The organism is Pseudoalteromonas sp. ND6B (genome assembly GCF_000764215.1).
Classification (GTDB): domain Bacteria; phylum Pseudomonadota; class Gammaproteobacteria; order Enterobacterales; family Alteromonadaceae; genus Pseudoalteromonas; species Pseudoalteromonas tetraodonis.
Map to the genome: position 1 here is coordinate 1 of NZ_JQFL01000004.1, position 14,233 is coordinate 14,233.

13 protein-coding genes, 3 tRNA genes and 1 other annotated feature are annotated in these 14,233 nt (G+C 41.6%); of the genes, 14 read left to right on the forward strand and 2 right to left on the reverse strand.

Annotated elements, in window-relative coordinates; translation table 11 throughout:
* Window positions 1-50: 50 nt before the first annotated feature.
* Window positions 51-1,270 (forward strand): IS3 family transposase gene (locus ND6B_RS17050; RefSeq protein ID WP_089368775.1). Its coding sequence is split into 2 segments (ribosomal slippage): window positions 51-330 and window positions 330-1,270, totalling 1,221 coding nucleotides; the frame shifts between segments, so codons are not numbered across the junction.
* Window positions 329-445, forward strand: a sequence feature (AL1L pseudoknot). Its footprint overlaps the gene before it by 117 nt.
* A gap of 563 nt (window positions 1,271-1,833) precedes the next feature.
* Here the strand turns inward: ND6B_RS17050 and ND6B_RS17045 are convergent.
* A tRNA-Pro gene (locus tag ND6B_RS17045) sits at window positions 1,834-1,910 on the reverse strand.
* 116 nt (window positions 1,911-2,026) lie between these two features.
* Window positions 2,027-2,650 (reverse strand): arylesterase, encoded by a 624-nt coding sequence (locus ND6B_RS17040; protein ID WP_033102626.1) that lies wholly within the window; start codon window positions 2,648-2,650, stop codon window positions 2,027-2,029.
* Between ND6B_RS17040 and ND6B_RS17035 the strand changes: the two genes are divergently transcribed.
* The 13 genes from ND6B_RS17035 to ND6B_RS16975 all read left to right on the forward strand — a co-directional run bounded on the left by ND6B_RS17035 (window position 2,651) and on the right by ND6B_RS16975 (window position 14,154).
* On the forward strand, window positions 2,651-3,364 hold the full coding sequence (locus tag ND6B_RS17035; RefSeq protein WP_033102630.1) for an ABC transporter ATP-binding protein: 714 nt from the start codon (window positions 2,651-2,653) through the stop codon (window positions 3,362-3,364).
* The gene (locus ND6B_RS17030) at window positions 3,354-5,855 is read left to right on the forward strand and encodes an ABC transporter permease (RefSeq protein ID WP_033102627.1); all 2,502 of its coding nucleotides are present in this window, start codon (window positions 3,354-3,356) and stop codon (window positions 5,853-5,855) included. The genes ND6B_RS17035 and ND6B_RS17030 overlap by 11 nt, the downstream gene beginning before the upstream one ends.
* Before the next feature lie 132 nt (window positions 5,856-5,987).
* Entirely contained in the window at window positions 5,988-6,512 is a 525-nt protein-coding gene (ruvC, locus tag ND6B_RS17025; protein WP_008114131.1) for a crossover junction endodeoxyribonuclease RuvC, read from the forward strand.
* Window positions 6,513-6,514: 2 nt separating this feature from the next.
* Window positions 6,515-7,132 carry a Holliday junction branch migration protein RuvA gene (gene ruvA, locus ND6B_RS17020; protein WP_008114133.1) on the forward strand — a complete coding sequence of 206 codons (618 nt, stop codon included), beginning with the start codon at window positions 6,515-6,517 and terminating at the stop codon, window positions 7,130-7,132.
* A 7-nt stretch (window positions 7,133-7,139) separates the two neighbouring features.
* Window positions 7,140-8,147 (forward strand): Holliday junction branch migration DNA helicase RuvB, encoded by a 1,008-nt coding sequence (gene ruvB, locus ND6B_RS17015; RefSeq protein ID WP_033102628.1) that lies wholly within the window; start codon window positions 7,140-7,142, stop codon window positions 8,145-8,147.
* Window positions 8,148-9,021: 874 nt separating this feature from the next.
* Window positions 9,022-9,726: a protein TolQ gene (gene tolQ / locus ND6B_RS17010; protein ID WP_033102629.1), complete on the forward strand. Its 705-nt coding sequence runs from the start codon at window positions 9,022-9,024 to the stop codon at window positions 9,724-9,726.
* Window positions 9,713-10,144 (forward strand): protein TolR, encoded by a 432-nt coding sequence (tolR, locus tag ND6B_RS17005; RefSeq protein WP_016899822.1) that lies wholly within the window; start codon window positions 9,713-9,715, stop codon window positions 10,142-10,144. Before tolQ ends, tolR begins: the two co-directional genes overlap by 14 nt.
* Before the next feature lie 4 nt (window positions 10,145-10,148).
* Window positions 10,149-11,054 (forward strand): cell envelope integrity protein TolA, encoded by a 906-nt coding sequence (gene tolA / locus ND6B_RS17000; RefSeq protein ID WP_024601153.1) that lies wholly within the window; start codon window positions 10,149-10,151, stop codon window positions 11,052-11,054.
* An 8-nt stretch (window positions 11,055-11,062) separates the two neighbouring features.
* Window positions 11,063-12,421, forward strand: a complete 1,359-nt coding sequence (tolB, locus tag ND6B_RS16995) for a Tol-Pal system beta propeller repeat protein TolB (RefSeq protein WP_013464640.1) — start codon at window positions 11,063-11,065, stop codon at window positions 12,419-12,421.
* A 35-nt stretch (window positions 12,422-12,456) separates the two neighbouring features.
* Entirely contained in the window at window positions 12,457-12,996 is a 540-nt protein-coding gene (gene pal / locus ND6B_RS16990) for a peptidoglycan-associated lipoprotein Pal (RefSeq protein WP_013464641.1), read from the forward strand.
* Between the two features lie 13 nt (window positions 12,997-13,009).
* Entirely contained in the window at window positions 13,010-13,762 is a 753-nt protein-coding gene (gene ybgF, locus ND6B_RS16985; protein WP_013464642.1) for a tol-pal system protein YbgF, read from the forward strand.
* A gap of 171 nt (window positions 13,763-13,933) precedes the next feature.
* A tRNA-Lys gene (locus ND6B_RS16980) sits at window positions 13,934-14,009 on the forward strand.
* Between the two features lie 69 nt (window positions 14,010-14,078).
* A tRNA-Lys gene (locus tag ND6B_RS16975) sits at window positions 14,079-14,154 on the forward strand.
* Window positions 14,155-14,233: the final 79 nt, after the last annotated feature.

Here is a 14,233-nt window from a genome sequence, read left to right on the forward strand (position 1 = left end):
TGAATCGCCCCGTGTTTGCCAGAGACTCAATAACTTGAGAAACTGGAACTATGAAAAAATCAAATCGCTATACATCAGAATTTCGTGAACGTGCAATTAGGCTTGTTACCACACAACAGCATGAATACCCTTCTCTTTGGGCTGCGCTAGTATCGATTTCAGATAAACTGGGATGTACCCCAGAAACACTTAGAGCATGGGTCAAGAAATCTCAAGCTCAACCGTCTAAACCCTCTTCTAATACGCAATCAACTGAAGAACGCCTTGCCGTCTTAGAGCGCGAGAATAAAGAGCTCAAGCGAACGAATGATATCCTGAGGCAAGCTGCCGCTTTTTTCGCCCAAGCGGAGCTCGACCGCAAACAGAAGTAATAGTGGATTTTATTGATGCTTGCAGAGAGCATTACGGTGTCGAGTCAATTTGCAAGGAATTGCCGATTGCACCATCAACGTATTATTCTCATAAACAGATACAAAGAGAGCCTGAGCGACTGTCTAACCGCAAAAAGCGTGATGCTGAGCTGATAATACTCATTCGCGAAGTGTGGGAGGATAATATGTCAGTTTATGGTGCAAGAAAAATATGGAAGCAGCTACAGCTTGACGACCATCAAGTCGCCCGCTGTACAGTCGAACGATTGATGCGAGTTATGGGAATTCAAGGTGTTCGTCGGGGTAAAGCACATAAGACAACGATACCTGACGAGCAACAAGATAAGCCACTTGATTTAGTTAATCGTCAATTTACTGCTGAGCAGCCAAATCAACTTTGGGTAGCTGACATCACCTATGTTGCCACATGGAGTGGGTTTGTTTATGTCGCTTTCGTGATAGATGTTTTTTCACGATACATTGTAGGTTGGCGTGTATCAACGACAATGCACACAGAGCTTATTCTTGATGCGTTAGAGCAAGCTATTTGGCATCGTGGCAACCCCGAAGGGTTAATTCACCACAGCGACAGAGGCAGCCAATATTTGTCTATACGATACACTGAGCGACTTGCTGAAGCTGGAATTCAAGCGTCTGTAGGCAGTGTGGGTGACTCTTATGACAATGCATTGGCTGAAACAATAAATGGATTATTTAAAACAGAGATTATTCGCAGAAATGGCCCGTGGAAGAATGTTGATGCTGTTGAATACGCAACGTTAGAGTGGGTCAATTGGTTTAATAATCAACGCTTATTATCTTCAATTGGGTATATTTCACCAGCTCAATATGAAACAGACTACTATGATAATTTAAACGAGTCAGGTAAAGTGGCCTGACTTAAACAAACTGGTCTCCGATGAACTCGGGGCGATTCAAAGTTATGCTGTATATTAATACTGCGCTCTTGTTGACCTCTATTAAGAGGAACCTTACACACCAGCGTTTGATAAATGCCTGTCTAAAAGTGGGTGTTTTGATAGTCCGACAAGTACGGATAAGGCGGTCTAAATGACCGCCCGTTACTTATTTTAAATATACCTCAATAACTTCAGCCCTGAAATGCCCCATTTCTTGCGAAACGGTCTCAAAGCCAAAGTAAACCAAAGGGGTCAAATCTTGACTTCAGACATCATAATTATTGAGTGCCTGCCCACAGCTGCAATATCAACGAACTCAAACCAATACATCAATAATTAAAGCAGTTACGTGCTTCTTTATTATTTGAAAAGTATTTAAGTGTGGCGTCACATAATCTCAATACCTCTGAAATCAAAAAGCAGGAAAACAGCTAATAAATTGGTTGGTGCGATAAATGTGCGATATTTTTTATTATTAAATTAGCTAGTACGAAAGGAAAATGGTTTTTATTGGATGAAACTGAATTCTGAAGAGTTTTAAATGGTCGGTATGGAGAGATTCGAACTCTCGACCCCTGCCACCCCATGACAGTGCGCTACCAAGCTGCGCCACATACCGACTTCGACTGCAATAGTACGTGTATTTTTAAAAAAATCAATAAGCATTTGTTTGTTTGGATGTTTATTGCGCAAGCGTTTAATATTAAGCGCTTGCGCCAGAAGTTTTACACGGCTTTACTCTTTATTTAACCACTGGTTGATCGTGTTATACATTTCATCTCGTAGTATTGGTTGCGCAGTTTTGTTAGGGTGTAAGTTATCGTTTTGCATTAGCTCGCTTTTGCCTGCTACTTTAAGTACAAAAAACGGCATTAAATACGAGCCTGTGGCTTTGCTAACACTGGCAAAACTATCGGTGAACATTTTACTGTAACGTGGGCCATAGTTAGGTGGAATATAAATTTCCATTAGCGCGGTTTGTGCATCTATTGCTTGGCTTTTTTCAATTAGAGCGGTCAAGTTGTCTTGCATTTTAGTAACTGGAAAACCGCGTAGACCGTCATTAGCGCCAAGCTCTATGAGCACATGAGTTGGTTGATATTGCTCAAGCAATGCATCAAGTCTGCGCAGGGCGCCACCAGTGGTTTCACCGCTAATACTGGCATTAACTAAATTGATATTACGTTGCTCGGCATCGTATTTATCTTGTAACAATTGCACCCAGCCTTGTTCTTGTTTTAAGCCATAGGCTGCGCTTAAACTGTCACCAAGTATTAAAATCGTGTTGTTAGCTGCCGCAGTAAGCGGGTTAATAACTAAAAATAAAATAAATACAAAACGTAGGATTGAATGAGTCATATGTCAGCGCTTTCTCAATTAAATATAATTCAAGTAAATGGTTTGTCTAAAGTTGTATCTACCCTTGAAGGTGAGTTGTCCATCCTCAGCGACATCAGCTTTAATGTCAAGCACGGTGAGTCTGTTGCTGTTGTTGGCACGTCGGGCTCAGGTAAATCCACTTTATTAAGTTTATTAGCAGGGCTTGATACGGCAAGCAGCGGCGAAGTAATGTTAGATGGGGAGCCGCTGCACGAATTAGACGAAGAAGCGCGGGCCGCACTCAGAGCTGCAAAAGTTGGCTTTGTGTTTCAGTCTTTTATGTTGGTACAAAGTTTAACTGCACTTGAAAACGTGATGCTACCGGCAGAGCTTGCAGGTAAAGAAGACGCCAAAGAACAAGCGCTCGCTTTGCTTGAAAAAGTAGGCTTAAGCCATCGGGTTGATCATTACCCGTCGCAGTTATCTGGTGGTGAGCAACAACGTGTTGCGATTGCCCGTGCATTTGTTGGTTCACCAAAAATATTGTTTGCCGATGAGCCATCAGCTAACTTAGATAGCAAAAATGGCCATATGATTGAGTCGTTATTATTTGATTTAAATAAGCAAAACGGTACAACCCTCATTTTAGTCACTCACGATGAAGCCTTAGCGCAAAAATGTGAACGCATTATTCAAATAGAGGCGGGGGAGCTGGTAAAAAATTCAACAGAGGAAATGGCAAATGTGGGCTAAATTAGCGCTTAAACTATTTTCTCGTGAGTTTCGCCGTGGTGAACTAACCGTAATAAGTGCTGCCATTGCACTGGCGGTATTAACCGTGCTTACTTTATCTATGGTAACTGAGCGAATTGCAGAAAGTATTGCGCAAAAAAGCAGTGCATTTATAGCAGCAGATCGTGTTCTTGCCAGCAACCACGCCATAGATACCGCCTTTATAACCAAAGCAGAACAACAAAACTTACAAACTGCACAAATGGTGTACTTTGACACTATGCTGTTTGCAAACGATCAAATGCAGTTTAGCTCGGTAAAGGCGGCATCAAACAGTTACCCGCTTAAAGGCCAATTGAAAGTTAAGTCGGGTTTGAATGCTCAAACTGAGGTTGCACCCGGTGCGCCAAGCCCTGGTAACGTATGGTTAAGTGAGTCAGTTTTTTATAGCTTAAACATAAACGTAGGCGACCAAGTTGAATTAGGTGCCGCGTTATTTAATGTTGAAAAGGTGATTGTAGAAGAACCCGATGCGCCATTTAATGTGTTCTCTAGTAGCCGTAGGGTGCTCATAAACATAGATGATGTGGCAAAAACCGAAGTAATACAGCCAGGCAGTCGTGTATTTTACCGCCAGTTATATGCAGGTGATGAAAACGACATCAATAGTTTTTACGATTGGTTAAAGCCGCAACTCAAAGAAAACCAAAACTGGTATGGTGTAAAAGACCGCCAGTCTCCTATTTCAAACAGTTTAAACAGAGCCGAAAGCTTTTTATTGTTAGCAGGTTTACTGGGCATTATTTTAGCTGCAGTAGCCATTGCGGTGTCAGCTAAACGTTATTGTGAGCGCCAATACGACCCTGTCGCAATGATGAAAACTTTAGGCGGCAGCCGCGATATAATCCGCAAAATTTACCTTATGCACTTATTAATGGTGTGTACCATGGCGGTAGTTGTTGGCCTTGCTATTGGTTACGGCTTACAAGAAGTTGCAACTGGTTACCTTGCAAAAAGCATGGGAACCGAACTGCCTATGGCAGGGTTTAAACCGTGGTTAGTGGCCATTAGCACCGGGGTTATTTGTGCGGTTATGTTTTCTATTAAGCCATTGTTAGATTTATTTGATATTCCACCACTTAGAGTGCTTCGCCGTAATTTAGGCGATCGCCTTGCGGTAAGTAAAATCCATTTAGGACTTAGCGCCTTAACGGTATTTTTATTAATGTGGTTATTTAGTAACAATATTAAAATTACCCTTATTTTATTTGCCTCAACGCTTGCGCTTATTTTAGTGTTGTTTTTAATTTCTAAATTGATATTTGGCGGGGGTCGCAAGCTTGGCTTAAAGCCAGGTAACAGCTGGTCGTTGGCTATTGCGTCTATTCAAAAACGTGCCAACGTTAACGCGGTGCAGCTAATCAGTTTTTCGCTAGCGATTAAATTACTGTTGTTTTTAATTGTGCTAAAAAACGACATTATTTCGGATTGGCAGTCTCAGTTACCAAGCGATGCACCTAATGCCTTTTTGGTTAATATTACGCAAAATGAGCTGGATCCGGTAAATGAATACTTAGCGCAAAAAGGCATTCAAGTGTCGGAGTTTTACCCAACGATTCGTGGCCGCGTGAATGCAGTAAATGGCGAAGCAGTAGCACGTGAAGTGTCATTGCAAGACAACGAGAAAAAAGACGAAGAAGCCCGCTCAGGCATTGGCCGCGAGCTTAACTTAACTTGGCTTGACGAAGTCCCTTCACAAAATGACATTATCGATGGCCAGTGGTTTGGCGATGACGCAGTAGCTGAGGCCTCACTTGAAGAGTCGATGATGAAGCGCCTTGATGTGAAAATGGGCGATACCCTCACGTTTTTAATTGGTGCCCAGTCGTTCGACGCTAAAATTACCAGTGTACGTAAAGTTAATTGGGCTACGCTTAAACCTAACTTTTTCATTATTTTAAGCCCTGATGTGTTGAGCAGCTTTCCGGCCACGTATATTTCATCAGTACGTATTGAGCCTGAGCAAAAGCGCGACTTTAGCCAGCTATTGCGGGCATATCCCACTATTACAGCGATTGATGTAGACAACTTTGTTAAACAAATTCAATCGACTATTGAGCAAGTGTCGTTAGCTATTGGTTTTGTACTGGCTATAGTGGTGTTGTGTGGCGCGTTGGTACTTATATCGCAGGTGCAAGCGAGCTTAGGTGAGCGGATGCAAGAAATTGTGATACTGCGTACGTTAGGTGCTAAAAGCCGATTAATCAAAAATGCCACCTTGTATGAGTTTTTATTACTGGGCGGTTTAGCCGGACTGGTGGCTGCATTTTTCAGCGACATTGCGTTATTGATTGTTCAGCAGCAAATGTTTGATTTAGCGGGTAAGCTGCATCCTAACATTTGGATTATAGGCCCCGTTGCTGGCGGCGTGTTTGTAGCAGGATTAGGCTATTTTATGATTGCCCGTACGCTTAAACAAAATACCCAAGGCTTAGTACGCGCATTGGCGTAAACTTTCCAGCCAAATAGCGTTTAAATGCCTACTTTTTAAGTAGGCATTTTTGTTTTTGCTTTGTACTGGTAATTTATACAGTGCTCTGGCATTATTAGCACTATTAATAAATAACAATAATGAGAGTGCTGTTTGGCCATAATTTTAGGGATCGATCCGGGCTCGCGTTTAACGGGTTACGGTGTGGTTGCGCATCAAGGTGCCAAGTTTACATACTTAGGCAGTGGCTGTATTAAATTAGCCGATCATGACTTTCCCACCCGACTTAAAATGATTTACCAGGGCATTACGCAACTTATAGAGCAATTTTCGCCTGAAACATTTGCTATAGAAAAAGTATTTATGGCGCATAACCCTGATTCTGCTTTAAAGCTAGGTCAAGCCCGTGGTGCTGCGATTGTCGGTGCCTCTATGGCCGACTTACCGGTTTTTGAATACTCAGCACGGCAAATAAAGCAAGCCGTTGTGGGTAACGGTGGGGCAGATAAATCGCAAGTTCAACATATGGTTAAAAACATACTTAAACTGCCAGGTACGCCGCAAGCCGATGCGGCGGATGCGCTTGCAATTGCAATTTGCCATGCCCACTCTGAACAAAATTTAATAAAACTAGCGGGTAGCGCAAGCAAAACCGTTAGAGGACGTCTAAGGAAATAACAATGATAGGTCGCTTAAACGGCGTGTTAGTTGAAAAACAGCCCCCAGAAATACTATTAGAAGTGAGCGGCGTTGGCTACGAAGTACAAATGCCAATGACCTGTTTTTACGATTTGCCTAAAGTAGGCGACAACGCCATTGTGTACACTCATTTTGTAGTACGCGAAGACGCACAGTTATTGTTTGGCTTTAATAATAAAACCGAACGTGCGTTATTTAGAGAGCTGTTAAAAGCCAATGGAGTAGGGCCTAAATTAGGCTTAGCCATTTTGTCGGGCATGTCGGCGCAGCAGTTTGTAAGTTGTGTAAATAATGAAGATGCCACTGCCTTGGTTAAATTGCCAGGGGTGGGCAAAAAGACCGCAGAGCGCTTAGTGCTCGAAATGAAAGACAGATTAAAAAATTGGGGTAATGACTTATTTACCCCATTTAGCGATAGCGCCGTAATAGAGCCTGCGAGCGATGCAACTATAGCCAATAATGCGGCCGATGATGCGGTTTCGGCGTTAGTGGCGCTCGGTTATAAATTGCCACAAGCGCAAAAAGCAGTAAAATCAGTAAGCAAACCCGATATGTCGACTGAGGTTCTAATTAAAGAATCTTTGAAATCAATGCTGTGAGTAAATTATGATCGAAGCTGATCGCTTAGTAGATGCTGCTGAAAAAACCAACGAAGACACCATAGACCGTGCTATTAGGCCTAAGTTATTGGCCGACTATCGTGGTCAGCCGCATGTTAAGCAACAAATGGAAATATTTATTGAAGCTGCGCGCAGTCGTAGCGAAGCGTTGGATCACTTATTGATATTTGGCCCACCAGGCTTAGGTAAAACCACGCTTGCTAATATTGTGGCGAACGAATTAAACGTAAATATTAAAACCACGTCTGGGCCTGTGCTTGAAAAAGCGGGCGATTTAGCCGCATTGCTCACTAACCTTGAAGAGGGTGATGTACTGTTTATTGATGAAATTCACCGTTTGAGCCCGCAAGTTGAAGAAATACTCTACCCGGCAATGGAAGATTACCAGCTCGATATTATGATAGGTGAAGGCCCTGCTGCGCGTTCTATTAAGCTTGATTTACCCGCATTTACACTCATTGGTGCAACTACCCGTGCGGGATCATTAACTTCTCCACTGCGTGACCGTTTTGGTATTGTGCAGCGCTTAGAGTTTTACTCTGTGGAAGACTTATCGCATATTGTGGGGCGCTCAGCGCATTATCTTAGTTTAGAAATGTGTGACGATGGCGCGGCCGAAATAGCCAAACGTTCGCGCGGTACGCCACGTATTGCAAATCGTTTATTGCGCCGAGTGCGCGATTACACCCAAGTAAAGTCAGACGGTACGGTTAATGCTGAGGTGGCCCAACAAGCCCTCGACATGATTGACGTTGATAAAAGCGGTTTTGATTACATGGATCGTAAATATTTACTCGCCATCATCGAAAAGTTTATGGGTGGCCCTGTTGGCCTTGACAACTTAGCCGCGGCAATAGGCGAAGAGAAAGAAACCATAGAAGATGTGATTGAACCCTTTTTAATTCAACAAGGATTTATTCAGCGTACGCCGCGAGGGCGAATTGTCTCTGATAATGCGTACCACCATTTTGGCTTGTTACCTAAAAAAGATTAAATAACCAGAATAACTAGACTCTTTCTAAAGCCACTGTCATTTTAACGACAGTGGCTTTTTAGTATGAGCAAAAGCTAAATTTAGACGTATTTTACTTTGCCAATAATTCACTGAGCGTTAAGACATATCAGGCTATTGTGCGCCTGCTGTAACGTTACTGAGGCCGAGTGTAGCTGATTTGACAAATTGCGGGCAAAAAAAAGCCCGCAAATAATGCGGGCAAACAACAAGTTTAAGGAAGTAATCTAGGGAACTACGTTTTACTTATTGAGGTCATACCCCAAGAAGTAAAAAAGTAATACGAAATAAATCATATTACGAAGAACTGGATTCAATGAAATAGCTTTCATTTAATGCGCTAGCTCGGTATGGGAGAATAATACCGAAGCGGCAGAATTTGTTCAAACTAGAAAATTTATATTTTCAGATTAAAAAAACTAATAGCAGGGGTTTTCTGTTTTTACTTAATGTTGCATGTTAATTAACCATTAATTCTATAAGTTAATGAAATGCTTTGTTTATGTATATTAACATATAAACGTTCGGTATTAGTTTTACTATTACGTTAAGGTAAGCGTGTAGTGTTTATGAGTGCTTATGCATTAATTTTGAATAAACAGCGTATTTTTGTGACTCTTTAGTGAAATTAAGCGGGCTTACAGATAGCTTTATTGTTATTTATTTATACAGTAAAACAAGAGTTAAGTAGTAAAACTATTTTTTTAACGTTTTTTGTTGGCTATTCACAGCAATATCGTTGTCAGCAGGAAATACACTAGATACACTAGCTGAACTTTAATGGTGGCTAATGTGTTACAAAGTTACCTTACTCAAATAAATCAATTTGATGTTTTTAATTATTTAGGAGTTTAACGTGGGATCAGGGCTTAATTTTTTAGATCTAATTCTAGAAGCCAGTTTGCTTGTGCAATTAGTAATGCTAGCGTTGGTTGCTATGTCGGTTATGTCGTGGGCTATTATTTTTCAACGTAAAAAAGCCATCTCTGACGCCTTAGCAAATGCCAAAAAATTTGAGCAACGTTTTTGGTCTGGTGTTGACCTAAGTAAGCTATATAACGAAATTTCATCACGCGGTGGTCAATCAACGGGTATTGAAGCGTTATTCACCTCAGGTTTTAAAGAGTTTGCACGCCACAAAAAAAATACCTTTCAAAGTGCAGGCATTGTTATGGAAGGCACGTACCGTTCAATGCGGGTTGCGCTTTCTCGTGAAATAGAAAAACTAGAATCAAGCTTATCGTTTTTAGCAACCGTTGGGTCAATTAGCCCCTACATAGGTTTGTTTGGTACAGTATGGGGTATTATGAATGCCTTTATTGCCTTAGGTGAAGTAAAACAAGCAACCTTACAAATGGTTGCACCAGGTATAGCAGAAGCTTTGATTGCAACAGCAATGGGTTTATTTGCGGCTATTCCTGCCGTTATTGCCTATAACCGATTTGCTAATAAAGTTGAAAAGTTAGAATCTCATTACATTAACTTTATGGAAGAATTTGCCAATATTTTACACCGTCAAGCAGCTACCCAAATAGAGGCTCAAGCGAATGTACCAGCGTAAAAAGCGTCGCCCAGTCGCAGAAATTAATGTAGTACCATACATTGATGTAATGTTGGTGTTGCTTATTATATTTATGGCCACTGCGCCATTAATAACCCATGGCGTAAAAGTAGACCTACCAAAAATGGAAGAGTCAGACTTAGTTGATACCAAAGATACGCCGCCCATTATTGCCTCTATTGATTCGCAAGGTAAATACTATGTAAGCATAGGTACTGATCCGGAAGAGCCAATGGAAGCATTAGATGTAGCCGCTGTAATTAAACTACAACTAATGAAAAACCCTGATACCCCAGTAATGATTAAAGGCTCAGGTAAAGTGTCGTATCAAGAAGTGTTACTGCTCATGGATTTTTTGAAGAATGCAGGTGTACCATCGGTAGGCTTAATGACCGAATCCTTTGAGGGGACCAAGTAGTCATATGAATACGTCGTTAATCAAATCAGTAATACTGCATTTAGCATTAGGGGGATTTTTGTATGCATCAGCAAACATTCATCCACCTAAACCTAAAGTAATGGAAGTGACGCTTAATGCCGCCATTCCTGAGCCAGAAAATGCGGTGTCTGCTGTGACCGTGGATCAACAGCAGGTTGAGCAAAAAATTGCTGAGTTACGCAAAAAAGAAGAAGATAAAAAGCGCGCTGAAGATAAACGCATTCGTGATTTAGAGCGCCGCGCAGCAGACGCACGTAAGCAAAGTGAATCTGAAGCAAGACGCATTAAAAAGCTAGAGCAGCAGCGCAAAGCTAAAGAGAAAGAAAGAGCCGAAGCCGAAGCTCAAGCTAAAAAAGCCCGCGAAATAGAACAGCGTGAGCGAGCAAAAGCCAAACAAGCGCAAAAGCAAAAGCAAGAAGCTGAAGATGCTGCTAAAGCGGCTGCCGACAAACGCAAAGCCGAAGAAGCCGCGCTTAAAAAAGCGGAAGAAGAGCGTAAAAAACGTGCTGAAGAAGCCGAGCGTAAACGTCAGCAAGCATTGCAAGAACAAATACTGCAAGAGCAACTTGCCAAAGAGCAGGCTGCTCGTAATAAAATACGTCAACAGCAAGTAGTGAGTGAAGTTGATAAATACCGTGCATTAATTATGGCGCGTATTCAGCAAAACTTATTAATTGATGAAAAAATGAAAAACCAGCAATGCCGCATTAATCTCCGTCTTGGGTTTAATGGCTTGGTTACGCAGGTTAAGTCGTTAGGCGGTGATAAGTTAGTGTGTGAAGCTGCTTTAAGAGCGGTTCGCATGGCCGACACATTACCGGTATCGAAAGATAAAGACGTATTCGAACAATTAAAGAATATTAATATAACCATCGCGCCAGAGTTTTAAGGGATGACATGTTTAACAAAATTAAAATAGCCTGTTTAGTTTTAATATTAGGGTTTCAGGGTGTTGCACACGCGGCACTTGAAATTGTTATTACTGAAGGTATAGACGGTGCAAGACCGATTGCGATTGTGCCTTTTAAATACCAAGGTATTGGCCCTATTCCAGAGCAGCTTAGCGATGTTATTGCTGCTGATTTAATGCGCAGTGGTAAATTTAAGCCAGTTAGCGTTTCACAAATGCCTCAACAACCACATAAAGACGGCGATATTGATTACGGCGCTTGGGTTAATAAAGGCGTTGAAGCGGTTTTAGTGGGTGAAGTAGAACAGCAAACCAACGGACGTTACTTAGTACGTTATGAGCTTGTTGATGTTATTCGCGGCCAAATTACTGGCGGTGAAACACAAATGATGAGCAACGGTAAGCTTGTTCAAAGCCAAGACCATATTTTAGAAGCACGTCAAAGCGTAATTGGTGAAACTGGATTTCGTCGATACTCGCACCGCATTAGTGATGTTATTTATGAAAAGCTAACTGGCGAAAAAGGCGCGTTTTTAACAAAAATAGCCTATGTTATTGTACGTGATACCGAAGAAAAGCCTTATCAGTTAGTGGTTGCTGATTACGATGGTTTTAATGAACAAGTATTATTGCGTTCAAAAGAGCCATTAATGTCACCGGTTTGGTCACCTGACGGTACTAAGTTAGCGTATGTAACCTTTGAAAATCGCCAGAGCCAAATTTATATTCAAGACATTTATACGGGTAAACGCGAATTGATCACCAGCTACAAGGGAATTAACGGCGCGCCGCAGTTCTCGCCAGATGGTAAAAAGTTACTGCTAGTGCTGTCAAAAGATAAAACTGGTGCAACTGAGGTTTACTTATTAGACTTACTAACACGTAAAGAGACGCGATTAACACGCCATCGTAGCATAGATACCGAACCTTCGTGGTACCCAAATGGTGAAGATATAGTATTTACGTCGGAAAGGGGTGGTAATGCTCAGATTTATAAGTTAAATTTAAAAACTGGCAGAACGCAAAGATTAACCTTTGACGGTGACATGAACCTAGCGGGTTCTATTTCGCCAGACGGAAAAGAATTAGTGATGGTAAACCGTACTAACGGACAGTATCATCTTGCTAAGAAAGAGTTGGCTACAGGTGCGTTTCAAGTTTTAACACGAACTCGCCTTGACGAATCACCGAGCATAGCGCCAAATGGCTCGATGATTATATACAGCACGCTCCACAATAATAAACAGGTACTTGCGCTAGTATCGATGGACGGCCGTTTTAAAGCACGTTTACCTGTGCTTGATGGACAAGTAAAGGCACCGGCTTGGTCGCCATATTTACAGTAATAATTGCTGGTTTACTCAAAATAGGAATCTACTCAATGCAACTTAACAAAATACTTAAAGGCCTGCTAATTGCTGTGCCAGTAATGACACTAGCAGCTTGTAGCTCATCTTCAGATATCGACGAAAATGCAGCTAACCAGTCAAACCAAGCAACTGTTGAGCAAACAACAACGGATACAGTTGAAGTAGCCACAATGACGCCAGAGCAACAAGCAGAAGAGCAACTTCGTCAAAAGTACGAAGCGCTTCGTCAAGAGCAAATTATCTACTTTGACTTTGATAAAGCGACAGTTGAAAGCAAATATGCAGACTTACTTCGTGCACACGCTGAGTTTTTAGTTAAAAATCCTTCTGTTAAAGTATTAATTGAAGGCCACGCAGATGAGCGGGGTACGCCAGAGTACAACATTGCACTTGGTGAGCACCGTGGACAAGCAGTTGAAAAATACCTACAAAGCTTAGGTGTTTCTGCAAGCCAAATGTCAGTAGTTAGCTACGGCGAAGAAAAGCCAATGGTTAAGACTCGCACAGAAGCAGCTTTCGCTAAAAACCGCCGTGCGGTACTAGTTTACTAAGATAAGAGATATTATGAAGCCGAAAATTATTTTGGCAGCCATGATATTGAGCGGGAGCACCCAGTTAATGGCTGCTCCCGCTCCTGTTTCAGAAGCTGCAAGTTCACAGTCAAGCATTGAAAAGCGTTTAGCAACACTTGAAAGTATGATGCAACAGCGTAATTTTTTACAAGTAGAGTTACAGCAACAGCTCAATTTACTGCAAGATGAAGTTAGTCAAATACGCGGAGTAACTGAAGAGCAAAGCTATAAGCTTGAAAAAGTACTCCAGCGTCAACGCGAGCTTTATCAAGAAATTGAGAACCGTGTTAGCCAAGCGTATGCAAAGCCGACCGCTCCAGCGCCTACAACAGACTATACACAGCCTAGTAATGAGCAGAGCTACAGCAGCGATTTATCTGAAAACGAAGCGTACGAACGTGCTGTTGCGCTTATAATGAAAGATAAACGCTACGACCAAGCTATTCCAGAATTTCAAGCGTTCTTAACAACGTATCCAAATTCAGTGTACACCTCAAACGCACATTATTGGCTGGGACAACTATTAACGATTAAAAATGACGGTGTAAAAGCAGCCGAGCACTTTAAAGTAGTTGTTAACGAATTTCCAAATTCAAATAAACGCCCAGATGCGATGTTAAAGCTTGGTACACTTTTACAAGAGCAAGGTTTGAAGGCAGAAGCACAAAAAATACTGAATGAGCTTATCAATCAGTACCCAAGTACAACTGCTGCTAAATTAGCCACAGAACGCTTATCAAAATAAATGTTGATGCTTGATTAGACTGCTTTTTGTCATAAGCGGTCTAAAATTGCTCAACTAGACATAAAAACTTAAAAAAAGAGACAATTTCGGTTGCACTCATTTTATAAATAAGTATTATAAGCGCCCGCAGCAAACGAATGGTAACCCCACTCGAAATGCGACAAAAAGAGCGGGTCATTAGCTCAGTTGGTAGAGCAGTGGACTTTTAATCCATTGGTCGATGGTTCAAGTCCATCATGACCCACCATTCTTTATTGTTAATAAAGTTTGGTCTTAATCGGCGGATTTACGCAATGTGTTAACAAACACAATGAGCGGGTCATTAGCTCAGTTGGTAGAGCAGTGGACTTTTAATCCATTGGTCGATGGTTCAAGTCCATCATGACCCACCATTCTCTATTGAATGGTTATAATCGGCGGATTTACGCGTACTTACTTTTATAAGTAAATCAGAGCGGGTCATTAGCTCAG